The organism is Terrabacter sp. R4-6 (genome assembly GCF_057529065.1).
In genome coordinates this window covers 472,492-494,894 of the sequence record NZ_CP197224.1, presented here as the reverse complement: position 1 = coordinate 494,894, position 22,403 = coordinate 472,492, and the positions used below count along the sequence as shown (strand labels likewise).

General features: G+C 72.1%; 23 protein-coding genes. 15 read left to right on the top strand and 8 right to left on the bottom strand.

Translation table 11 applies throughout. From position 1 onward, the window contains the following. Positions 1-77 precede the first annotated feature (77 nt). Complete coding sequence (recA, locus tag ACSSS0_RS02370; RefSeq protein WP_028785358.1) at positions 78-1,127, top strand: recombinase RecA; 1,050 nt, start codon at positions 78-80, stop codon at positions 1,125-1,127. A gap of 431 nt (positions 1,128-1,558) precedes the next feature. Beyond that, entirely contained in the window at positions 1,559-2,056 is a 498-nt protein-coding gene (locus ACSSS0_RS02365) for a regulatory protein RecX (protein WP_435985505.1), read from the top strand. A gap of 106 nt (positions 2,057-2,162) precedes the next feature. On the opposite strand, the gene ACSSS0_RS02360 is transcribed toward ACSSS0_RS02365, so the two are convergent. Next, positions 2,163-2,768 carry a YceI family protein gene (locus ACSSS0_RS02360; protein ID WP_435985506.1) on the bottom strand — a complete coding sequence of 202 codons (606 nt, stop codon included), beginning with the start codon at positions 2,766-2,768 and terminating at the stop codon, positions 2,163-2,165. Between the two features lie 197 nt (positions 2,769-2,965). Between ACSSS0_RS02360 and miaB the strand changes: the two genes are divergently transcribed. From miaB to dapF, 4 genes are read left to right on the top strand one after another with little or no spacing between them, the layout of a single operon-like run. Then, a complete protein-coding gene (gene miaB / locus ACSSS0_RS02355; protein WP_487229914.1) occupies positions 2,966-4,534 on the top strand; it encodes a tRNA (N6-isopentenyl adenosine(37)-C2)-methylthiotransferase MiaB in 1,569 nt (522 codons plus the stop codon). A gap of 42 nt (positions 4,535-4,576) precedes the next feature. Next, positions 4,577-5,191 carry a peptide deformylase gene (gene def / locus ACSSS0_RS02350; protein ID WP_435985508.1) on the top strand — a complete coding sequence of 205 codons (615 nt, stop codon included), beginning with the start codon at positions 4,577-4,579 and terminating at the stop codon, positions 5,189-5,191. A 49-nt stretch (positions 5,192-5,240) separates the two neighbouring features. Then, on the top strand, positions 5,241-6,206 hold the full coding sequence (gene miaA, locus ACSSS0_RS02345; RefSeq protein WP_487229913.1) for a tRNA (adenosine(37)-N6)-dimethylallyltransferase MiaA: 966 nt from the start codon (positions 5,241-5,243) through the stop codon (positions 6,204-6,206). A gap of 1 nt (position 6,207) precedes the next feature. Then, complete coding sequence (gene dapF, locus ACSSS0_RS02340) at positions 6,208-7,059, top strand: diaminopimelate epimerase (RefSeq protein ID WP_435985510.1); 852 nt, start codon at positions 6,208-6,210, stop codon at positions 7,057-7,059. Positions 7,060-7,109: 50 nt separating this feature from the next. Here dapF and ACSSS0_RS02335 read toward each other — a convergent pair whose 3' ends face one another. Together ACSSS0_RS02335 and ACSSS0_RS02330 are read right to left on the bottom strand one after the other, a co-directional pair. Continuing rightward, positions 7,110-7,868, bottom strand: a complete 759-nt coding sequence (locus tag ACSSS0_RS02335; RefSeq protein ID WP_487229912.1) for a nucleotidyltransferase domain-containing protein — start codon at positions 7,866-7,868, stop codon at positions 7,110-7,112. Then, on the bottom strand, positions 7,861-8,472 hold the full coding sequence (locus ACSSS0_RS02330) for a class I SAM-dependent methyltransferase (RefSeq protein ID WP_487229911.1): 612 nt from the start codon (positions 8,470-8,472) through the stop codon (positions 7,861-7,863). The genes ACSSS0_RS02335 and ACSSS0_RS02330 overlap by 8 nt, the downstream gene beginning before the upstream one ends. Before the next feature lie 120 nt (positions 8,473-8,592). Here ACSSS0_RS02330 and hflX point away from each other — a divergent pair, with 120 nt between their 5' ends. The 4 genes from hflX (at position 8,593) to ACSSS0_RS02310 (ending at position 11,828) form a co-directional block, all read left to right on the top strand. Beyond that, positions 8,593-10,098, top strand: coding sequence for a GTPase HflX (gene hflX / locus ACSSS0_RS02325; protein ID WP_435985513.1), 1,506 nt, complete (start codon positions 8,593-8,595; stop codon positions 10,096-10,098). A gap of 88 nt (positions 10,099-10,186) precedes the next feature. Continuing rightward, positions 10,187-10,342, top strand: coding sequence for a hypothetical protein (locus ACSSS0_RS02320; protein ID WP_020142601.1), 156 nt, complete (start codon positions 10,187-10,189; stop codon positions 10,340-10,342). Then, complete coding sequence (locus ACSSS0_RS02315; RefSeq protein ID WP_487229910.1) at positions 10,339-11,409, top strand: GNAT family N-acetyltransferase; 1,071 nt, start codon at positions 10,339-10,341, stop codon at positions 11,407-11,409. The genes ACSSS0_RS02320 and ACSSS0_RS02315 overlap by 4 nt, the downstream gene beginning before the upstream one ends. Next, the gene (locus tag ACSSS0_RS02310) at positions 11,406-11,828 is read left to right on the top strand and encodes a hypothetical protein (RefSeq protein ID WP_487229909.1); all 423 of its coding nucleotides are present in this window, start codon (positions 11,406-11,408) and stop codon (positions 11,826-11,828) included. Before ACSSS0_RS02315 ends, ACSSS0_RS02310 begins: the two co-directional genes overlap by 4 nt. 27 nt (positions 11,829-11,855) lie before the next feature. Here the strand turns inward: ACSSS0_RS02310 and ACSSS0_RS02305 are convergent, their stop codons facing one another. Further along, the gene (locus ACSSS0_RS02305) at positions 11,856-13,559 is read right to left on the bottom strand and encodes a formate--tetrahydrofolate ligase (RefSeq protein ID WP_487229908.1); all 1,704 of its coding nucleotides are present in this window, start codon (positions 13,557-13,559) and stop codon (positions 11,856-11,858) included. Between the two features lie 96 nt (positions 13,560-13,655). Beyond that, on the bottom strand, positions 13,656-14,249 hold the full coding sequence (locus ACSSS0_RS02300) for a TIGR03086 family metal-binding protein (RefSeq protein WP_487229907.1): 594 nt from the start codon (positions 14,247-14,249) through the stop codon (positions 13,656-13,658). Positions 14,250-14,330: 81 nt separating this feature from the next. Here ACSSS0_RS02300 and ACSSS0_RS02295 point away from each other — a divergent pair, with 81 nt between their 5' ends. The 4 genes from ACSSS0_RS02295 (at position 14,331) to rpsT (ending at position 18,871) form a co-directional block, all read left to right on the top strand. Continuing rightward, a complete protein-coding gene (locus ACSSS0_RS02295) occupies positions 14,331-15,005 on the top strand; it encodes an SbtR family transcriptional regulator (RefSeq protein WP_487229906.1) in 675 nt (224 codons plus the stop codon). A gap of 144 nt (positions 15,006-15,149) precedes the next feature. Next, the gene (locus tag ACSSS0_RS02290) at positions 15,150-17,390 is read left to right on the top strand and encodes an ATP-dependent DNA helicase (protein WP_435985519.1); all 2,241 of its coding nucleotides are present in this window, start codon (positions 15,150-15,152) and stop codon (positions 17,388-17,390) included. Between the two features lie 34 nt (positions 17,391-17,424). After that, positions 17,425-18,384: a DNA polymerase III subunit delta gene (gene holA, locus ACSSS0_RS02285; RefSeq protein ID WP_487229905.1), complete on the top strand. Its 960-nt coding sequence runs from the start codon at positions 17,425-17,427 to the stop codon at positions 18,382-18,384. A gap of 226 nt (positions 18,385-18,610) precedes the next feature. After that, positions 18,611-18,871: a 30S ribosomal protein S20 gene (rpsT, locus tag ACSSS0_RS02280; RefSeq protein ID WP_020142594.1), complete on the top strand. Its 261-nt coding sequence runs from the start codon at positions 18,611-18,613 to the stop codon at positions 18,869-18,871. Positions 18,872-18,931: 60 nt separating this feature from the next. Here the strand turns inward: rpsT and ACSSS0_RS02275 are convergent, their stop codons facing one another. Further along, complete coding sequence (locus tag ACSSS0_RS02275; protein WP_487229904.1) at positions 18,932-19,477, bottom strand: type II toxin-antitoxin system PemK/MazF family toxin; 546 nt, start codon at positions 19,475-19,477, stop codon at positions 18,932-18,934. A gap of 123 nt (positions 19,478-19,600) precedes the next feature. On the opposite strand from ACSSS0_RS02275, the gene ACSSS0_RS02270 reads away from it, so the two are divergent. Next, complete coding sequence (locus ACSSS0_RS02270; RefSeq protein WP_435985522.1) at positions 19,601-20,839, top strand: MFS transporter; 1,239 nt, start codon at positions 19,601-19,603, stop codon at positions 20,837-20,839. Between the two features lie 13 nt (positions 20,840-20,852). Here ACSSS0_RS02270 and ACSSS0_RS02265 read toward each other — a convergent pair whose 3' ends face one another. After that, positions 20,853-21,194 carry a cupin domain-containing protein gene (locus tag ACSSS0_RS02265; protein ID WP_487229903.1) on the bottom strand — a complete coding sequence of 114 codons (342 nt, stop codon included), beginning with the start codon at positions 21,192-21,194 and terminating at the stop codon, positions 20,853-20,855. Further along, positions 21,182-22,285 carry a M48 family metallopeptidase gene (locus tag ACSSS0_RS02260; protein ID WP_487229902.1) on the bottom strand — a complete coding sequence of 368 codons (1,104 nt, stop codon included), beginning with the start codon at positions 22,283-22,285 and terminating at the stop codon, positions 21,182-21,184. The genes ACSSS0_RS02265 and ACSSS0_RS02260 overlap by 13 nt, the downstream gene beginning before the upstream one ends. Positions 22,286-22,403 lie beyond the last annotated feature (118 nt).

The following is a 22,403-nucleotide window of genomic DNA, read 5'->3' as shown; positions in this document are numbered from 1 at the left end:
GCGGACCTCGCAGCACGAGGCCGTGGCCCGGGTCGAAGGTAGACGACCGCAACGCAGACGGCAGATAGGTGACCGACATGGCTTCGGTGCAGGAAAAGGACAAGGACAAGGCCCTCTCCTCGGTGATGGGCCAGATCGAGAAGAGCTACGGCAAGGGTGCGGTGATGCGTCTCGGCGACGACATCCGTCCTCCCATCGAGGTGATCCCCACCGGGTCGATCGCCCTCGACGTCGCTCTCGGCATCGGTGGTCTGCCGCGCGGACGCGTCGTCGAGATCTACGGCCCGGAGTCCTCGGGCAAGACGACCGTCGCCCTCCACGCGGTCGCCAACGCGCAGAAGGCCGGCGGCATCGCGGCGTTCATCGACGCCGAGCACGCGCTCGACCCGGACTACGCGAAGAAGCTCGGGGTCGACACCGACGCCCTGCTCGTGTCGCAGCCCGACACTGGTGAGCAGGCGCTCGAGATCGCCGACATGCTGATCCGCTCGGGCGCCATCGACATCATCGTCATCGACTCCGTGGCGGCCCTCGTGCCGCGCGCCGAGATCGAGGGCGAGATGGGCGACAGCCACGTCGGCCTCCAGGCGCGACTCATGAGCCAGGCGCTGCGCAAGCTCACCGGTGCCCTCAACAACACCGGCACCACGGCGATCTTCATCAACCAGCTCCGCGAGAAGATCGGTGTCATGTTCGGCTCGCCGGAGACGACGACCGGTGGCAAGGCGCTGAAGTTCTACGCCTCGGTCCGCCTCGACGTGCGTCGCATCGAGACCCTCAAGGACGGCACCGAGCCGGTCGGCAACCGCACCCGCGTCAAGGTCGTCAAGAACAAGGTCTCCCCGCCGTTCAAGCAGGCCGAGTTCGACATCCTCTACGGCCACGGCATCTCGCGGGAGGGCGGCCTCATCGACATGGGTGTCGAGCACGGCTTCGTCCGCAAGGCCGGTGCCTGGTACACCTACGACGGCGACCAGCTCGGCCAGGGCAAGGAGAACGCCCGCAACTTCCTCAAGGACAACCCCGATCTCGCCGACGAGATCGAGAAGAAGGTCAAGGAGAAGCTCGGCGTCGGGCCGCGCGTCGACCAGCCCGCCGAGGTCTCGGACGTGCCTGTCGACTTCTGATCATGGGTCTCTCCGAACAGGAGACCGCACGGGACCGTCTGGCTCGCGCCGCGGCCGCCCTGGCTGAGGCCGAGGGTGTCGCCGGGGTGCGAGCCGGCGGTGCGTCGGGCATGGCGTCGGGCGCAGTGTCCGGGGAGTCGGCGTCCGAGGTCGGCGCAAGCCGGTCCGGGCTTCCGTGGTCCGAGCCTGCCCACGTCGAGCCATCCGGGCGCGAGAGTGGTCGTCCAGCGAGCACGAGCGCGACCCGACCCGGCAACACGGGCTCGTCTGGAGCGGCGGGCGGGTCCCGTGGCGGCGGGCGTTCGGGCCGCTCCGGTGGCGCGAGCGGTTCCGGTCGTCAGGGTCGCCGGTCGTCGAGGCCCCGCTCGGGCTGGGGTTCGGACGAGGCGGGGGAGCGACCCGACTGGGCGCCTCCTCCCGACGACGTCGAGGTGGCGGTTCCCGACGCCGACGCAGAGTCGGTGGCGCGGGCCATCGTCCTGCGACAGCTGAGCATGGCTCCGCGCAGCCGAGCCCAGCTCGAGAAGAAGCTGCGTCAGCGCGGCTGCGAGGACGACATCGCGGCCAAGGTCCTCGACCGCATGACCGAGGTCGGCCTCATCGACGACGAGGCGTACGCCCAGATGCTCGTCCGGTCGAAGCAGTCGGACAAGGGCTTGGCACGGCGCGCCCTGGCGCACGAGCTGCGCAAGCAGGGCATCGACCAGGAGGTCGCCGACGAGGCGCTCGGTCAGGTCGGTGCGGGCGACGAGAAGGTGCGGGCCGAGCAGCTCGTCGCCAAGAAGCTCCGGTCGATGCGGGGTCTGGCGCCGGACGTCCAGACGCGACGCCTCGCCGGGCTGCTCGCGCGCAAGGGCTACTCGGGTGAGGTCGCGTGGCCGATCATCCGCGACGCCGTGGACGGCCTGCCCGAGCACCGGCGCGACTGACGTCCGGTGCAGTGCTGACCAGGGCCACCCGGGCTTCTGCGGACACCACGAGGGGGTGAGGACCGTGCGGTCCTCACCCCCTGGGTGTGCTGTGGTGCGGTGCTGCTCAGACCTCGGCGGGCACGTTGGCGATCGCGGACACGTCGAACTCGAGCTTGACCTTCTCGCTGACGAGGACGCCACCGGTCTCGAGGGCGGCGTTGAAGGAGAGGTTCCACTCGGTGCGGTCGATGGTGACGTCACCCTCGAAACCGACGCGGGTGTTGCCGAACGGGTCCTTGGCCGAGCCGGTCTCCTCGAAGGGGATCGTGACGGACTTGGTGACGCCGTTGATGGTGAGGTCTCCGGTGATGTCCCACTCGGCGCCGTCGCGCTCGACGTTCGTCGAGACGAAGGTGATCTGCGGGTAGTTGGCGATGTCGAAGAAGTCGGGGGTCTTGAGGTGACCGTCGCGCTGCTCGTTGCCGGTGGTGACGCTGGCCGCCTGGATCGTCACGGTGACCGAGGAGTTGGCCGGCGTCACGGTGTCGACGTGGGCCGAGCCCTCGAACTCGTCGAAGTGGCCGCGGACCTTCGTGACCATGGCGTGGCGGGCGGAGAAGCCGATGCGCGTGTGGCTCGGGTCGATGGTGTAGTCGCCGGAGATGTTCTCGACGGCGACCGACGCGGTCTCGGTGGCGGTCTCGTCCTTGGTGCGGTTGAACAGGCCCATGATGTGTCCTTCGGAGTAGGTTATTGAATATTCAACAACTATGATGCAACCAAGTCGTTGAACTGTCAAGCACCGGGGTCAACAGGTCCACCATCGCTCCTATTCCTCCGTCTCGCGCGTCGGGACCAGAGCCTGAGCAGCACGCCGCCCGTGCGCGACGCTGACCGGGCGCTGCACGACGTACCCTTGTCGGTGCCATGACAACGCAGAACTTCGCGCCCGCGCCCGAGGCCGCCACCGCGCCCGCCGGCTCGCCCCGCACCTACGACGTCCGCACCCACGGGTGCCAGATGAACGTCCACGACAGCGAGCGCCTCGCCGGCCTGCTCGAGACGGCCGGCTACGTCGACCTCGCGAGCCTGCCGACGCAGGACCGGCCCGAGGTCGCCGACGTCGTCGTGTTCAACACGTGCGCGGTGCGCGAGAACGCCGACAACAAGCTCTACGGCAACCTCGGCCAGCTGCGTCCGGCGAAGCAGAAGAACCCCGCCATGCAGATCGCCGTCGGCGGCTGCATGGCGCAGAAGGACCGCGGCACCATCGTGCAGCGCGCGCCGTGGGTCGACGTCGTCTTCGGCACCCACAACATCGGCTCGCTGCCGGCTCTGCTCGACCGGGCTGCCCACAACAAGCGGGCCGAGGTCGAGATCCTCGAGAGCCTCGAGGTCTTCCCCTCGACGCTGCCGACCCGTCGGGACTCGGCCTACAGCGCCTGGGTCTCCATCTCGGTCGGCTGCAACAACACGTGCACCTTCTGCATCGTGCCGAGCCTGCGCGGCAAGGAGCAGGACCGTCGCCCCGGCGAGATCCTCGCCGAGATCGAGGCCCTCGTGGCCCAGGGCGTCGTCGAGGTGACCCTGCTCGGCCAGAACGTCAACACCTACGGCGTCGAGTTCGGCGACCGTCTGGCGTTCGGCAAGCTGCTGCGCGCGTGCGGCGAGATCGAGGGTCTCGAGCGCGTGCGCTTCACCAGCCCGCACCCGGCCGCCTTCACCGAGGACGTCATCCTCGCCATGGCGGAGACGCCGAACGTCATGCCGAGCCTGCACATGCCGCTCCAGTCCGGCTCGGACAAGGTGCTCAAGGTCATGCGTCGCTCCTACCGGAGCACGAAGTTCCTCAGCATCATCGAGAACGTCCGCCGGCACATCCCCGACGCCGCGATCACGACCGACATCATCGTCGGCTTCCCCGGTGAGACCGAGGAGGACTTCCAGGGCACGCTCGACGTCGTGCGCGAGTCGCGCTTCTCCAGTGCCTTCACCTTCCAGTACTCCATCCGGCCCGGCACCCCTGCGGCGACGATGGACGACCAGGTCCCGAAGGCTGTCGTGCAGGAGCGCTTCGAGCGGCTCATCGCCGTGCAGGAGGAGGTCAGCTGGGCCGGCAACCGCGCCGTCGAGGGCCGGGAGGTCGAGGTGCTCGTCGCACCGTCCGAGGGCCGCAAGGACGTCGAGACGAAGCGGCTGTCGGGGCGGGCCCGCGACAACCGGCTCGTCCACTTCGCCGTCCCCGAGGGCGCCGAGGTGCCCCGCCCCGGCGACATGGTCACCGTGAGGGTCACGTACGGCGCGCCCCACCACCTCGTCGCCGACTCGGGCCTCGACGGTGGGACGTATGCCGTCCGGCGCACTCCCGGGGGAGACGCCTGGGCGGCGCTCCAGGACGCGCCGCAGGGCACGGGCAAGCCGGCCGTCAGCCTCGGTATGCCGTCCGTCGGCCGACCGGCCGCGCCCCCGGCTGCGCCGGGCTGCTCTGTCGTCTGAGCCGATTCGGGTGAGCGCGTCCCCTCGTGCTTGACTTGGCGCATGAGTGTGCGCCCCATCGTCATCACCGGTGAGCCCGTCCTGCACCGGGCCGCCGCCCTCGTCACGGACTTCGACGACGAGCTCCGCACCCTCGTCGAGGACATGTACGAGACGAACGTCGCCGCCAACGGCGTGGGACTCGCCGCACCCCAGATCGGCGTCGGCCTGCGGGTGTTCATCTGGAAGATGGCCAACGAGGACGGCGTCCCGGAGCAGGGGCACGTCATCAACCCGACGGTCACGACGTCGAGGATCCCGCAGGAGCGACCGAACCCCGACGAGGAGACCGAGGGCTGCCTGTCGGTGCCCGGCGAGGCCTTCCCGCTCAAGCGGGCCGACCGGGCGCACGTCGTCGGTCTCGACGTCGACGGCAACCGCGTGGAGTTCGACGCGACCGGATGGTTCGCGCGCTGCATGCAGCACGAGTACGACCACCTCAACGGCACCCTCTACGTCGACCGGCTCGACGACCGGCAGTCGAAGAAGGCCCGCAAGGCCGTCAAGCGCAACGGTTGGGGCAAGCCCGGCAGCTCGTGGCTCCCGGGCGTCGACAAGGACCCGTTCGGTCACGACGAGGACGAGAGCGACGAGTACGCCGACGACCTCATCGGCTGAGGGCGCGCACCTCTCGTGACGGGCACCCCCAGCTCCGGTCCGGTCAGCCGTGACGCCTGAGAGCGCGTCAACGGTCGGTGCGCCCGTGGTCGCGGTCGTCGGGCCGACGGCGACGGGCAAGTCCGACCTGGCCCTCGACCTCGCCGAGCGGCTCGGCGGGGAGGTCGTCAACGCCGACGCCATGCAGTTCTACCGCGGCATGGACATCGGCACGGCGAAGCTCCCCGTCACCGAGCGACGCGGCATCGCCCACCACCAGCTCGACGTGCTCGACGTGACCGAGGAGGCGAGCGTCGCGGGCTACCAGACGGCGGCGCGCGCCGACATCGCCGCCATCCGCGGCCGACGCCACCGGCCGCTCCTCGTCGGCGGTTCGGGGCTCTACGTCCGCGCAGCCCTCGACCGGCTCGAGATCCCGCCCACCGACGCCGCGGTCCGCGCACGCCTGGAGGCCGAGGCAGAGGTGATCGGCGGGGACGCCATGCACGCGCGGCTGCTCGCCCTGGACCCGCGGGCGGCCGCCGCGATCCTGCCCGGCAACCGCCGACGCGTCATCCGAGCCCTCGAGGTCATCGAGCTCACCGGTCGCCCCTTCAGTGCGTCGATGCCCACGCGTGAGTTCGTCTCTCCAGCAGTGGTGCTGGGTCTCCGAGTCGACCGCGAGCTCCTCGTCGAGCGCATCGACCGGCGGGTCGAGCGCATGTGGGCGGAGGGTCTGCGGGGCGAGACCGAGTCCCTGCTCGCGCAGGGCCTGCGTGACGGCGTCACCGCGAGCCGGGCCATCGGCTACAGCCAGGCCATCGCCGTCGTCGACGGCACCCTGGACGAGGCCACGGCGCGGGGCGACACGGCGCAGGCGACGCGCCGCTACGCGAGGCGGCAGGAGTCGTGGTTCCGGCCCGACCCCCGGATCCTGTGGCTCGACGCCACGGACCCGCACCTGCTCGACCGGGCGCTCACGGCGGTTCGTGAGGCGGATGCACGGGTGCGCGACGGCATACCGGAGAATGTCTGACATGACGCGTTTCACCAAGGGCCACGGCACCGAGAACGACTTCGTCCTCGTCCCCGACCTCGAGGGCTCGCTCGAGCTCACCCCGGCCCAGGTGCAGCGCATCGCCGACCGGCACGCCGGTCTCGGGGCCGACGGCGTCATCCGCGTCGTGCGCGCGGCACTCTCCACCGACGAGGACGTGCGGGCGCAGTCGCGCGAGGCCGAGTGGTTCATGGACTACCGCAACGCCGACGGCTCGCTCGCCGAGATGTGCGGCAACGGCACCCGGGTCTTCGCCGAGTACCTCCGCCGTGAGGGCCTCGCGTTCGGCTCGACCTTCAGCATCGCCACCCGCGCCGGCGTCAAGACGGTGCGTGTCGTCGACGAGGGGTATGCCGTCGACCTCGGGCCGTGGCGGCTCGGCGACGAGGAGGGAGCCCGCCGTGACGGCTTCGACGTCATGGTCAAGCCGCGCCACGGCAAGCCCGTGCCGGCCCTGACCCTCGACCTCGGCAACCCGCACGCCGTCGTCATGCTCCCCGAGGGCATCTCCCTCGAGAACCTCGACCTCGGTGAGGCCCCCGAGCTGCATCCCGAGCCGGCTGACGGCTCCAACGTCGAGTTCGTCCGGGCCGTCGGGCCCGGCCACATCGCCATGCGCGTCCACGAGCGAGGAGTCGGTGAGACCCGGTCGTGCGGCACAGGCGCAGCAGCGGCGGCCCTGGCAACGCGCTTCTGGTCGGGCGTCGAGGACCTCAGCCCGTGGACGGTCGACGTGCCGGGCGGTCGCCTGACGGTCACGCCCCTGGCGGGTCAGCGCGTCGAGCTCGCGGGTCCCGCGGTCCTCGTCGCCGACGGGGACTTCCCACTCTGACGACCGTCACCTCTCGTTCGAGGTGATGTCGGCTCACTGCGGGCCCGGGGTCACCTCGAACCGAGAGGCGGTCGCGCCGCGGGGTCGGTGCCGGAGAGCCGGTGGCCCTCGAAGAGCGGACCTCCGTTGCGGGCCAGCACGTCGTCGGCGAAGGCGAGCACGAGGGACACGTCGCCGGCAGCGGCCGTGACGAGCGCCTGCTCGTGCCGGACCCGCCAGGAGCTGCCTTCACGCTCGTCGAGGTCGGCCAGCTCGCGCACCACCCACTTGCCGCGGCCCCACCAGTGGCCTGCCCCGTGCAGGAGCAGGCGGGCGGCCTCGTCGGCGAGCAGGACGGCGCTCACGAGCCGCTCGTGGCCGTCGTGTGCGTGGGTCACGTCGTCGAGCAGGTCGGTGACGGCATACCTCAGGGTGGCGAGGTCGTCGCCGGTGAGCCGCGGAGGTCCCGCGGCCAGCAGCTGCTGAGCCGTCTGCTGCCACTGTGCGCCGGTCCCGTCCGTGTCGACGAGCACGACCGACCGTCCGACGAGGCGTGCCATCGTCGGACGCCCGCCCTCGACGTCACGCCGCACGTAGTGGCCGAGCGAGGTCTCGGTGTGCACGAAGAGCTCGACCGGCCAGCCGCGATAGCGCCGAGAGTCCCGGTACGGCGCAGGCGGCCCGGGGAGCAGCACGGTCACGTCGAGGTCGGAGCCCGGGGTGGCCGAGCCGAGGACGACGCTGCCGCCGAGCCACGCCGCCCGTGCCTCGGGGAACCACTGGGCCGCGAGGGCACGCGCGTCGTCGACGGCCCCGTCCACCTCAGGCACGGCGCACCTCGAGGATGCGGAACGCCTTGGCCGACGACAGGCGCGTGCACGTCAGCCCCCAGTCCTGCTCGTTGATCCACCGCTGGAGCGAGTCGGAGCCGAGGTGCTTCTGGACGACGAGGTGCGCGACCCCGTCGTCGGCCAGGCGTGGGAGCCACCGCTCGAGGAGGGCGTGCAGGGCGGCCTTGCCCACGTGGATGGGCGGGTTGGACCAGATCGTCGCGAACCGCACGTCGTCGGGCACCTCGTCGGGCTCGCAGAAGGTCGTGTTGTCGACGTGGGCCGCCGCGGCGTTGGCCCGGGACAGGTCGAGCGAGCGGCGGTTGACGTCGACGCCCCAGACCCTGGCAGCGGGGGAGCGGAGCGCGAGCGTGAGGGAGATGGGCCCCCACCCGCAGCCGATGTCGAGCAGGTCGCCGGTCGGGCTCGGGTCCGGGGCGCCGTGGAGCAGCACGGCCGTGCCCGGGTCGAGGCGGTCGGGGGAGTAGACGCCGCGGGCCGTCGTCAGGGTGAACCGGCGCCCGTCGAGGGTGACCTCGATGGAGCGACGCTCCTCCGGTGTGGCCGGCTCGGCGGTGAAGTAGTGGTCGGTCGGCTCGCTCATCACGGTCACCGTATCGGCCCCGAGGTGCCCTCCGCGGCACGTGCGCGCCGTGCCCTGGGCGACGCATCGGGCACAAACGAGTGGCTCGTGGCGTTGGACGAGTGGGACCATAGGGAGAACATGACGAGCAACCACACGAACCACCCCAGCGACACCGACCGCGCCGTCCAGCGCGAGCGCACCCTCTTCGCCACCCGCGCCGACGCGCTGGCCGAGGAGCTCCACGAGACCGACGAGACGGCATACCCGCTCTACGACGGTGACCAGCTCGACCGCGAGGAGCGCGCCGCGCTCCGCCGCGTCCAGGGCCTGTCGACCGAGCTCGAGGACATCACCGAGGTCGAGTACCGCCAGCTGCGCCTCGAGCGCGTCGTGCTGGCCGGTGTCTGGACCGAGGGCACCGCCGACGACGCCGAGAACTCCATCCGTGAGCTCGCGGCGCTCGCCGAGACCGCCGGCTCGACCGTGCTCGAGGGCGTCGTCCAGCGCCGCCAGAAGCCCGACCCGGCGACCTGGCTCGGCAAGGGCAAGGCGATCGAGCTGCGCGACATCGTCGTCGAGGAGGGCGCCGACACCGTCATCTGCGACGGTGAGCTGGCCCCCAGCCAGCGACGAGCGCTCGAGGACGTCGTCAAGGTCAAGGTCATCGACCGCACCGCGCTGATCCTCGACATCTTCGCCCAGCACGCCAAGAGCCGCGAGGGCCGTGCGCAGGTCGAGCTGGCCCAGCTCCAGTACCTCCTGCCGCGCCTGCGTGGCTGGGGTGAGTCGATGTCCCGTCAGGCCGGTGGCCGCGTCGCCGGCGGTGAGGGCATCGGTTCGCGTGGACCCGGTGAGACGAAGATCGAGCTCGACCGTCGCCGCATCAACACGAAGATCGCCAAGCTCCGCCGTGACATCAAGGGCATGAAGACGAGCCGAGACACGCGCCGGCACTCGCGCCGCGCGGGCGGCGTCCCGTCCGTCGCCATCGCCGGCTACACCAATGCCGGGAAGAGCTCGCTCCTCAACCGCCTCACCGGCGCGGGTGTCCTCGTCGAGAACCAGCTCTTCGCCACCCTCGACCCGACCGTGCGTCGCACCGAGACCGAAGACGGCCGCGTCTACACGCTCGCCGACACCGTCGGCTTCGTGCGCAGCCTGCCGCACCAGCTCGTCGAGGCGTTCCGCTCGACGCTCGAGGAGGTGGGCGACTCCGACCTGCTCCTGCACGTCGTCGACGGCTCGCACCCCGACCCCGAGGGGCAGATCACGGCCGTGCGCGAGGTGCTCGCAGAGGTCGGCGGCGACCAGATCAAGGAGATCATCGTCGTCAACAAGGCCGACATCGCCGACCCGGAGGTGCTCGACCGGCTCCGCCGCCACGAGAAGCACTGCATCACCGTGTCAGCGCGCACCGGCGCCGGCCTCGACGAGCTGCGTGCCCTCATCGACGAGGAGCTGCCGAAGCCCGACATCGAGGTGGACGTGCTCGTGCCCTACGAGCGCGGTGACCTCATCTCGCGCCTCCACGAGGAGGGCGAGATCCTCGAGAGCGAGCACGTGGCCGAGGGGACCCGGCTGCGCGCGAAGGTGACGCCGAGCATGGAGCCCGACCTCGCGGCATACGCCGTCGTCGCCAGCTGACGTCCACCGCACCGTCGAAGGGCCCCTCACCGGGGCCCTTCGGCATGTCGGCCCCTGGCCGTCGGGGGCGTCGGGGAGGATGAGGAGCATGGCCCTCGAGATCCCGTGCCCCTACTGCGGCACACAGATGTACGCCGAGCAGGCGCACAACCGCTGCCCGAAGTGCCTCTACATCGAGCCCTGCTGCGACGGCGCGCCGCTGGCCGCCTGTGAGACGCGCGCGCCCGAGCGACAGGCGCCGTGACCGCTCCCGCCGACGACGGGGCCGTGTGGCTGACGACCGACCGGCTCGTCCTGCGCCGTCCTCGGGCCGACGACCTCGACGACTACGTGCGCCTCCACAGCGACCCACGCACGTACGCCCACTCGCCCTCGAGCATGCCCAGCCCCGAGCGGTGCCGCGAGAGGCTCGAGGCCGACCTCGCCGACTGGGAGCGGGACGAGCTGGGGTATGCCGCCGTCCTCGACCGCGCGACCAGTGAGGTCGTCGGGTGGGCGGGCTTGCGGCACAAGGACTCCGACCGCTCTTCCCTCAACCTCTACTACCGGCTGGCACACGACCGGCTCGGCGCGGGTCTGGGGCGGGAGATCTCCCGCACCATCGTCGCGTGGGGAGTCGAGCACCGCCCGGACGCCCTCGTGACGGCCATGGTCGACGCGGTCAACACCGCGTCGATGCGCACGGCGGTCTCCGCAGGACTCGTCCAGGTGGGCACCCGCCGGATGAAGGGCGAGCCGGACGGCGAGCCGATGCCGTACTTCGTGTCGCCGAGCGTCGTGTCCGTGCCGCGTGAGGCCGTGGACGCCGGGCTCCGGGAGGCCGTCGTCGGCCTCTGGGTGCGCGTCAACGACGCCGGTGGCTCGGTCGGCTTCCTGCCGGGTGCAGCCCGACGCGACGTGGCGACCGCCCTCGACCGGCACCTCGACGACGTGCACGAGCGGCGCTCCCTGCTCTGCGTGCTCAGGGAACCCGCCGGGGCCCTGCTCGGGGTCGGCCTCTGGGAGCACTCGAGAGGCTTCCCCTACGACCACGTCGCCGGGCTGAAGCGGCTCATGGTCGACCCGGCCGCCCAGGGGCGCAACCTCGGGCGCATCCTCCTCGGTGGCATGGTCGGCATCGCCCGACGCGAGCTGCCGTGGGTCGAGCTGCTGCGCCTCGACTACCGCGACGGTCTCGGTCTGGGGGAGTTCTACGTCCGCGCGGGCTGGACCGAGGTCGGTCGGGTGCCACGCGGCCTTCGACTCAGCGCGAGCGACTACCGCGATGACGTCGCGATGGCGCGGCGCGTCGACGGGACTCCGCTGTCGTGAGCGTCGATGCCCCGCTCGTCGCCCTCACCGCTGCCGCTGCGCTCCACGCCGGGTTCCAGGTCACGGTCACGGCGCTCGTCTACCCGGCGCTGCTCTGCGACGACCACGACTGGGCCCGGCGCCATGCCGCGCACGGCCGCCGGATCGTGCCGCTCGTCGCCATCGCCTACGGAGCCGTGCTGCTGACGGTGGCCTGGGTGCTGTCGAGCGGACCGGCATCGCTCAGCGTGTGGGTCGCCGCCGGCGCGTTCGGTGTCATCCTCGTGCTGACCGCCGTGGGTGCAGCCCCACGGCACGGACGGCTCGGGCGGGGCTACGACGCCGATGTCGCGGCCGGCCTGTCACGCGTCGACCAGTGGCGCTGTGCCCTGGCCCTCGTCATCGTGGGTAGCGCGCTGTGGGCGCTGATGACGGCCTGAGCCGATGGACCGGATCGGGTCGGACGGTCACGACAGGCCCGTGACGGAGCCGTCCGCGCTGATGTCGATGCGCTCGGCGTTGGGGGAGGTCGGCAGGCCGGGCATGGTCCGCATGTCGCCGCAGACCGCGTAGACGTAGCCGGCGCCGACCGCGGCCCTGACCTCGCGCACCGGCATCCGCCACCCGCGCGGCGCCCCGCGCAGCGACGGGTCGGACGAGATCGACAGGTGCGTCTTGGCGATGACGACGGGCAGCCCGCCGTAGCCGAGACGCTCGTAGTCCTTGAGCGCCCTGGCCGCCGCCGGGCTCACGTCGATGCCGTCGGCGCCGTAGATCTGCGTGGCGATGGCCTCGATCTTCTGCTCGAGCGGCAGGTCGAGGGGGTAGAGGAACTCGAAGCTCGTCGGCTCGTGCGCGGCCTCGATGACGACCTGGGCGAGCTCGAGCGCGCCGGCTCCCCCCTCGGCGACGTGGCGGGTCACCGCAGAGCGCACCCCCAGGCTGTTGCAGAAGCGACGGATCACCGCGTGCTCCGAGTCGTGGTCGTCCGGGAAGGCGTTGATCGCGACGACGGGCTGCACGCCGAAGCGCCGCACGATCTCGATGTGCTTGCGCAGGTTGGCCAGCCCGGCCTCGACGTCCTTGGGACTCTCCTTGAGCAGGCCCGCGGGCAGGGGCTTCCCGGCCTTGACGGCATACCTGCCCGAATGGGTCTTGAGGGCACGGACCGTCGCCACGATGACGGCGACGTCGGGCTTGAGGCCGCTGACCCGGCACTTGACGTCGAAGAAGCGCTCGGCGCCCATGTCGGCACCGAAGCCGGCCTCGGTGATGGCGTAGTCGCTGCCGCGCATGGCGATGAGGTCTGCCGTGACGGAGGAGGTGCCCGTCGCGATGTTGCCGAACGGTCCGCAGTGGATGATGGCCGGGCCGCCCTCGAGCGTCTGGAGCAGGTTGGGCTTGAGGGCGTCCGCGAGCATCGCCGTCATGGCCCCGGCCGCGTGCAGGTCGTCGGCGCTGACGCCCTTGCCCTCGGTCGTGTAGCCGACGACGATCCGGCCGAGTCGCTCGCGCAGGTCGCGCAGCGAGGTCGCGAGGGTGAGCAGGACCATGACCTCGCTCGCGGCGGTGATGTCGAAACCCGTCTCGCGGGCCACCCCGTCCTGGCGGGCGCCGAGCCCGATGACGACGTTGCGCAGGGCCCTGTCGTTGACGTCGAGGACCCGGCGCCACGTGATGTTGCGGACGTCGAGCCCGAGCGCGTTGCCGTGGTGCAGGTGGTTGTCGATCATCGCGGCGAGCAGGTTGTGGGCCGACGTCACGGCGTGGAAGTCGCCCGTGAGGTGCAGGTTGAGCCGCTCCATCGGCACGACCTGGCTGTAGCCGCCGCCGGCCGCACCGCCCTTGATCCCGAAGGTCGGACCCATCGACGGCTGGCGCAGCGCGACCGCAGCGCGCTTGTCGAGCCGCTGGAGCGCCTGGGCGAGCCCGACCGCAGTCGTCGTCTTCCCCTCGCCGAGCGGGGTGGGCGTGATCGCCGTGACGACGACGTACTTCGCGTCCGGCTGGTGCGGTGGCTCGTCGAGGACGGCGAGGTCGATCTTCGCGACGTCACGCCCCCACGGCTCGAGGCGGTCGGGGGTCACGCCGAGGTCGGCGGCGACGTCGACGAGCGGACGCAGGGTCGCCGCGTTCGCGATGTCGAGGTCGGTGGGCAGGGGTGCGCTCATACCTCGATACAACTCCCGCACCTGCCTGCGCACAACGGGATCGCCGGACGAGCTGTGGTGACGTGCGTCCCAGCACCGACGGCGATCGGCGTCTCCTCAGCGCGTGGGGGACCAGCGGGGATCGCGCCCGAGGTAGCGCAGCAGACGGTCGACGGCGTCCCCGTCGTCGCCGGGAAGCGCTGCGGCGTAGGCGAACCCGCGCAGCGGCTCGACGATCTCGCGGGCCACGGCATGCAGCTGCTCGGCCAGCACGGCGTCCACCGGGGACGGCTGCCCGGTCGCGACGGCGATGTCCCAGGCGTGCACGGCTGCGTCCAGCGCGCCGGCGCCGACGGCGACCGGCGCGGCCAGCCGTCCCTGCGGCAGCGGCACGGGGACGGCGGGGTCTGCGGCGTCGACGCGCGAGAAGGCGAGCCGGGCGGCCGCGAGCGGCGGGTCGAGCAGGTCAGGAGCGTCGGCCTCGAGAGCGCCGGTGGGGGAGAAGGGGTCGTATGCCGGGAAGTCGCCTTCGCCGAGGACCGCGGCGTAGGCCTGTTGGTCGCCGGCGGCGTGCTGCAGCACCTGGGCCACGGTCCACTCGGTGCACGGCGTGGGACCGTCCCACTGGTCGCTGCGGACCGCGGACACGGTGTCCCGCAGGGCTGTGTGCGCCGTGTCGAGGATGGTCCAGGCGGTCGGGGCGGCGTCCATGAGGTGACCTCTCTATCGGAACGATGCGTTCCGACCAAGATAACGGAACGAAGCGTTCCGTTCAAGTGCTACCGTCGGCGGATGACCAGCGACCGCCCGCAGGAGCCCAGCACTCACGCCGAACGGGCCCGTCCCCGACGAGGCCGCCAGGCCGAGGCCGCCCGCAACGACACGGCGATCCTCGAGGCGGCACGCGCGACGCTGCTTCGTGACCCGGAGGCGTCCATGGCCGCCGTGGCGCAGGCTGCCGGCGTCGGCGTCGGCGGCCTGTACCGCCGTTATGCCGGCCGTGACGAGCTGCTCCAGCAGGTGTGCGGGGACGGGCTTCGTCGTTTCGTGGAGCTGGCCGAGCAGTCACTCGCCGACGACGGCGACGCCTGGTCGTCCTTCGAGACCTTCCTGCGCCGAGTGATCGACGCCGACGTCCACGCCCTGACGGTCCGGCTCGCCGGCACGTTCAGGTCGACGGGCGAGCTGCGGGACCTGGCCGCGCGCAGCGGTGGGCTCGTCGACGCCCTGGTGCGCCGGGCGCAGGCTGCCGGTCGGCTGCGCCCCGACGTCGAGGCGGCGGACGTCCCGATGCTCCTCGAACAGCTGACGGCCGTGCGCGTCGAGGACCCCGAGCGGACCGCCGCCCTCCGGCGCCGCTACCTCGGCCTGCACCTCGACGCGCTCCGGGCGCCCGGGCCCTCTGTGCTCGACGCGACCGCGCCGACGGGAGCCGAGCTCGGCGAACGCTGGGCCCGAAGCCACTGAGTCGCCGGGTCGCCGGGTCGCCGGGTCGCCGGGTCGCCGAGTCGCGAGTGCGTGCCAGACCATCGAGGCACGCCGGACCACGCGTCGCGCGCGGGCGGGGGACGGGTGGCACAGCAGGTCACCCCTGCGGCATACGCTGATCCAATGCCTCAGCGACCCGCGCTCGACGACCTCCTCCACGCCGCGGTGTCGGGGGTCGGCGGCGCCGAGCGTCCCGGGCAGGTCGAGATGGCCAAGGCCGTCGCCCACGCCATCGACGGCGGCGAGCACCTGCTCGTCCAGGCAGGGACCGGCACCGGCAAGTCGCTCGCCTACCTCGTGCCCGCCGTCGCGCACGCCTTCGAGGCGGGCAAGCCGGCCGTCGTCGCGACCGCGACCCTGGCGCTGCAGGCGCAGATCGTCGACCGCGACATGCCGCGCGTCGCCGACGCGCTCGCACCGGTGCTCGGGCGTCGACCGACCTACGCCCTCGTCAAGGGCCGGCGCAACTACGTGTGCCTCAACAAGCTCGAGGGTGGTTTCCCCGACGACGAGGACGGGCTGCTGTCGGTCGGCCAGGTCGACGCCGCCGTCGGGCGTCTCGGCCAGGAGGTCGTCCGGCTGCGCGAGTGGGCGAGCACGACCGACTCGGGCGACCGCGACGAGCTCGTCCCCGGCGTCTCCGAGCGCGCGTGGCGGCAGGTCTCGGTCTCGGCGCACGAGTGCATGGGTGGCAAGTGTCCGCTCGTCGCCGAGTGCTTCGTCGAGCGCGCCCGCGAGGCCGCCAAGGACGTCGACGTCATCGTCACGAACCACTCGTTCATGGCCATCGACTCCTTCGAGGGCCGGCAGATGCTGCCCGAGCACGACGTGCTCGTCGTCGACGAGGCGCACGAGCTCGTCGACCGCGTCACCGCGACGATCACCGACGAGCTGACCGGCACGATGGTCATGACGGCCGCCAAGAAGGCCGGCCGGATGTCCGAGAACACCGCCGCCCTCGACGAGGCGGGGGAGATGCTCGCCCTCGCGCTCGAGCCGCTCGAGGAGGGCCGGATGCTCGGCGTCCCCGACTCCGTCGGGCTCGCCCTCGCCCGGGTCCGCGACACCGCGCGCACCGTCCAGAGCGACCTCAAGCCACCCCCGGGCCAGGAGGCCGACGGAGCCCGCCAGGTGGCGCGCGCGGCCGTCGACGAGGTCCACGAGAACGCCGAGCGCATCCTCGAGGAGCGCGAGCTCGACGTCGTCTGGCTGAACCGCGACCAGCGCCGCGGTCCCGTCCTGCGCGTCGCGCCGATGAGCGTCGCGATGCTCGTGCGCGACAAGGTCTTCGAGGAGCGCACCGTCGTCCTGACGTCGGCGACGCTCGAGCTCGGAGGCTCGTTCGACGCCGTGGCCGGGACCATCGGGCTGCGCGGCGACGGCGCTCCGAAGTGGCAGGGCCTCGACGTCGGCAGCCCCTTCGACTACCCCAAGCAGGCCATCGCCTACGTCGCCGCGCACCTGCCGCCGCCGGGTCGCGACGGCGCCGGCGACGACACGCTCGACGAGATCGAGGAGCTCGTGCGTGCCGCGGGTGGGCGCACGCTCGGCCTCTTCTCCTCGATGCGCGCGGCCCAGACGGCCGCCGAGGTCATGCGCGCCCGCTTCGGCGACGACATCCCGGTCCTCTGCCAGGGGGAGGACCAGATCACGACCCTCGTGCGCCAGTTCGCGCGCGACCCGCGCACCTGTCTCTTCGGCACCCTGACGCTGTGGCAGGGCGTCGACGTGCCGGGCTCGTCGTGCCAGCTCGTCATCATCGACCGCATCCCGTTCCCGCGCCCCGACGACCCGCTCGCGTCGGCCCGTTCGCAGGCCATCGCGCGGATGGGCGGCAACGGCTTCATGGCGGTGTCGGCCACCCACGCCGCGCTCCGCCTCGCCCAGGGCGCCGGGCGTCTCGTGCGCCGGGCCGACGACCGCGGCGTCGTGGCCTTCCTCGACTCCCGGATGATGACGGCGAGGTATGCCGGCTTCCTCCAGCGCTCGCTGCCGCCCTTCTACCCGACGACCGACAAGACGATGGTGCTCGCGGCGCTCGCCCGGCTCGACGCGATGGCGCCGCCACCCGTCGCCGTCGAGGAGCCCGCCCTGCGCTCGCTCACGGGCGCCCGGTCCGACGCCGACGGCACCGAGCACCCGCGGCCGGTCGCGGTGGCCCCACCGGCTCCGGTCTCGTCGCGCAGCGCGGTCACGTCCGGCCACGCGTGGACGGACGAGCAGGACGAGGAGCTGCGTGACGCAGCCGAGGCCGGCATGCAGCTCGACGAGCTCGTCGACCACTTCGAGCTGCCCGAGGAGACGATCGCGGCCCGGGTCGAGCAGCTCGGGCTCACCATCGCCTCAGGTGCTCTCTTCGACTGACGGGACTGTCGCCCGGGCATGACAGAGTTGGGCCATGACCGACCCGGCCATCCTCCCCTTCGTGCTCGTGACCGGCCCCGAGGGCGTCCTCGTCGAGCGGGCCGTCGCCGGCGTCCTCGCCGGTGCCAGGGAGGCCGACGTCGAGGTGATCCGCATCGAGGCCGCCACCTACGAGTCCGGGGCCCTGCAGATGCACGCCAGCCCCTCGCTCTTCGGCGGCACCAAGACGATCGTCGTGCGCGACCTGCACGAGTCACCCGACGAGCTCCAGCTCGACCTGCTCGCGCTGCTCGCGGCTCCCGACCCCGACGTCGGCCTCGTCGTCGCGCACGGAGGAGGGATGAAGGGCAAGAAGGTCCTCGACACGATGAAGAAGGCCGGCGCCCGCGTCATCGAGTGCCCGGCCGTCAAGACCGACCGCGACAAGACCGACTTCGTCATGAAGGAGTTCTCGGCGGCCCGGCGCAAGATCACGAGCGAGGGCGTGCGGGCGCTCATCGAGGCCGTGGGCAAGGACGTCCGCGAGCTCGCCGCCGCCTGCTCGCAGCTCGTCTCCGACACCGAGGGCACGATCGACGACGCCGTCGTCGACACCTACCACGGGGGCAAGGTCGAGGCCACCGGCTTCCGGGTCGCCGACGCGACGATCGCCGGGCACTCGGGCGAGGCGCTGCGCCTGCTCCGGCACGCCATCGCCACCGGCGTCGACCCCGTCCCGATCGTCGCCGTCATCGCCTCCCAGCTGCGCCAGCTCATCAAGGTCGGTGCGGCCGGCCGGGGCAGCTCGGCCCAGCTCGCCAAGAGCCTCGGCATGGCTCCCTGGCAGATCGACAAGGCCCGCCGCGCCGTCGGCCACTGGACCGCCGACGGCCTCGCCGTCGCCGTGCAGGCCGTGGCCGCCGCCGACTTCGAGGTCAAGGGCGGCGGCCGCGACCCCGTCTACGCCGTCGAGCGGGCCATCCTCACCATCTCCCGGGCGCGGGCCGCCCGCTGAGCGCGCCCCCACCGGGCGTCCGCGCGGACCGCAGCGGACGGCATACCTCCGGTTTGGTCGAGCGCACCGGCCGCTGGTAACTTTGACCCTTGCGTGCGCGCTCAGGTCGTGCGCGCATGCATGCACCACCCAGAGCCGCTCACGCAGGGTGTCCCCACGCCCGGTCCCGAGCAGCTTTGCCGCCCTCTAACGGCAACCATCCGACCGAACGAAAGAAACCATCAACGTGGCAAACATCAAGTCGCAGCTCAAGCGCATCAAGACGAACGCGACGCGCACCGAGCGCAACAAGGCCGTGAAGAGCGAGCTTCGCACGTGGGTCCGCAAGGTCCGCGAGGCCACGGCCTCCGGCGACAAGGACGCTGCTGCCGAGGCCCTCAAGACCGCCTCGAAGAAGCTCGACAAGGCTGTCAGCAAGGGTGTCATCCACCAGAACCAGGCCGCCAACAAGAAGTCGGCGCTGGCCAAGAAGGTCGCGTCGCTCTGACGCACCACCCTCGCGCGTGAGCGGGCCCGTCACCTCGTGGTGACGGGCCCGATCTGCGTCTCAGCCGTGGTGGGCGCGCGCGGCGGCCACGACCTCGTCGTAGCGGTCCCGCGGGAGCACGGCTCCCTCGCGGCGCACCCCGTCGGGGTCGACGCGGACGAGCCGGTTGACCCGTACCTCGCTCGGGCGTCCGCGGCCGTCCCACGCGCCGGAGCCGATGTCGACCCACTCGCGGCCGGAGCGCCGCTCCTGCTGCTCGTCGCGGTCGTGGTCCTTGCTCGTCAGGGGCAGCGCCACGAGCCAGTCGCCGTCGCGACCGATGACGAGCACGGGACGGTCCTTGCCCTGGGTGTGGTCCTCCTCGTAGGGCACCCAGGTCCAGACGATCTCACCCGGGTCGGGCCGTCCGTCCGGGCGCGGCGCGTACGTCGCGTCGGGCACACGTGTCGCGTCACCGGGGTAAGGCTTCGTGGCACCCGGAGGCGCCGCGGTGGCACCCGGCGGCGCCGGGCTGCGACCGGCCGGTGGACGGGTGCGGGTCGACGAGGACGTGGCCCGCACGAGGCCGCGGAGGCGACCGAGCAGGCGATCGAGGGTGCTGGACATGGGAATCACCGTAGCCGCGCCACCGTTACCGTTGAGGTCCGAGACCGGGTCGACGGCGATCCGCACCACGCCTTCCCGCGCCACCCCGTGGACGCCGACCAACGACCGAACCCGGAGAGCCCTGTGAGTCCCGCAGCACGCCGCACGACCCTCGCCATCCTCGCCATCGCGGTCGGCGGCTTCGCCATCGGCACGACGGAGTTCGTGACGATGGGCCTGCTGCCCCAGATCGCCGACGGGACCGGGGTCGGCATCGCCACCGCGGGTCACTACGTCTCCGCCTACGCCCTCGGCGTGGTGGTCGGTGCCCCGATCATCGCCATCGCCTTCGCCAAGGCGCCGCGCAAGGGCCTGCTCATGGGGCTCATGGCCTTCTTCGCCGTCGCGCACCTCGCCATCCTCGCGGCGAACACGTACCCGACCGTCATGGCCGCCCGGTTCCTCGCCGGTATGCCGCACGGTGCCTTCTTCGGCATCGGCTCGGTCGTCGCCGCCTCCCTCGTGTCGCACCAGCGCCGCACCGCGGCCGTCGCCGCCATCCTCGGCGGCCTGGGCGTCGCCAACGTCGTCGGCGTGCCCCTCGCGACCCTGCTCGGGCAGCGCTTCTCGTGGCACCTGCCCTACGTCCTCGTCGGCGCCATCGCGGCCCTGACGGTCGTGGCCATCGCGTTCTTCCTGCCGCACCAGCCGCCGAGCGGTGAGGAGTCGATGCGCGCCGAGATGCAGGCGCTGCGTCGGCCCCAGGTGTGGCTCGCGCTCCTCATCGGCGTAGTGGGCTTCGGCGGCATGTTCGCGATGTACTCCTTCATCACGCCGACCATGACCGAGCTCGCGGGGCTCGACGAGCGCTACATCCCGTGGGTGCTCGCGGCCTACGGCGTCGGCATGGTGGCCGGCATGGTGCTCAGCGGCCGCGTCGCCAACCGCGTCGGCGTGCTCAGGGGCATCATCGGGGCTCTGGCCGCCATCGCCGTGCTCCTCGCCCTCTTCGGGTGGGCCGCCCAGATCCTCTGGCTCGCGGTCGTCATGGTCTTCGTCCTGGGCCTGCTGCCCTCGATCGTCGTGCCGCTGCTCCAGACGCGCCTCATGGACGTCGCTCACGAGGGGCAGTCGCTCGCGGCCGCGCTCAACCACTCGACGCTCAACACCGCGAACGCCCTCGGCGCCTGGCTCGGCTCGATCGTGCTCGCCGCTGGCTGGGGCTACGGCGCGCCGAGTCTCGTGGGTGCCGGTCTCGCCGTGCTGGGTGTCGGCGTGGCCGTGCTCTCGGCAGTGCTCGAGCGCCGGTCCCGTGCCGCCGCGCCAGGCTCCGACCGTCAGGTCGAGCCCGCTGCCGTCGTGTCGGCCACGACGAACGCCTGACGGCCGGGGTCGCTCACTCGAGCCAGTCGGTGACGAAGCGGTCGTTGGCGTGGATGTGGACCGCTTCGTAGCCGCCGGGCCCCGTGCGGAACCGGTGCGGTGTACCAGCCGGCACGACGAGCACCTGACCGGCGTGTCCGAGGACCTCTTCCGTCCCGACCGTGAAGGTCGCCGACCCCCGCCGGATGATGAAGGTCTCGGCGTAGGGATGCCGGTGCAGGCGGGGTCCCACGCCCTCGCGCGTCGTCGACTCGAGGATGATGCTGATGCCCGCACCTCCGGGCAGCTCCTCGTAGTTCTCGGTCCAGTCCTCGCCGTCGTCGCGTCCGTCGGCCCGCTCGATCAGGGTCTCCATCGCTCGTCCTCTCGGTTCGGCGGCGGCGTCGTCGGGGCCGTCGCGTCGGGGTAGGGCGCGGGGACGCCCTCACTCCCACGTCGAACGGCGGGAACACCGTTCGACAGGGCGTCGACCGGGACGCCCTGCGTCACCTCCCGGCTCGGCACCGCCTCGGGGAGTGGCGTGGGCGAGAACCCGACCATCGCGGGGAGGGCGTACGCGCCGGGCGCGGCCGGAGCGCCCCACAGCCACGGCTCCCTCGGGCGCCAGAGCAGCCGTCCCGGACGGCGCCGGTCGCGCAGGGCGTGCATGCGCCACAGCAGCACCGGGTGGCTCGCCGCGGCGTTCGCGACCCAGACGAACAAGCCCGGCTCGGTGACGGCGCGGTCGGCCATCGCGTCGACGTCGACCGACCGGCCCAGGTACTTGCCCCCGGCGAGGGTCGCCATCGCCGACCGGGCGCCCTGGGGTGCGAGCGCGTGGCCGTAGTTGTCGGCGGTGTACTCCTGGGCCCGGCTCAGGGTCGACCCGACGAGCGGGATCCACTGCGAGGCGAACGTGCCGAGGATCCGCCAGTAGCTGACGTGGCCGGCGGCGATGTGGCCGACCTCGTGGGCGATGACGAACCGCAGCGCGTCGGGCTCTCGGGCCGCGCCGCCGACCTCGAGGAGGTCGCTGTGGATGAAGACGAAGCGACGGAACCCGTGTCCGGATGCCGCCGCGTTGATGACACCGTTGCCGAGCACGACGTACGCGTCCGGCACGTAGGAGAGTCCGGACCGGCCGGCGGCGTCGACGAGCATCGCGTACGCCTCGGGGAACTGCCCGGGGGTCAGCTTGATGCCGTTGAGCCGCTGCTGCGCCCACAGCTGCCCACGCGCGAACCAGACGAGGATCGGGGCGAAGACCAGCGCGAGCGCGTAGACGTCGGGCGTGCGCTGCTCGTCGACGGCGGCCGACACCTCGGCGATGGCCGCCAGGAGCAGGAGCAGCGAGGCGATGATGGCGACGACGAGCGTCACGATCTCCCGAGGGTGCCGCACGTGACGGCGCAGCGGCAGGTGCGACCCGGGGGCCACGGGCAGGACCTGCATGGGTTGGGCGCGCATGGCCGCCATTGTGCGTCACGACCCGGGGCGGTGGTGGGCGCGGGCCGTGAGGGCGTGAGCGCCGGGACCCCAAAGCATGGGACACTGTGCTGGCTGCGGCGGCACCCCGAGCGATCCG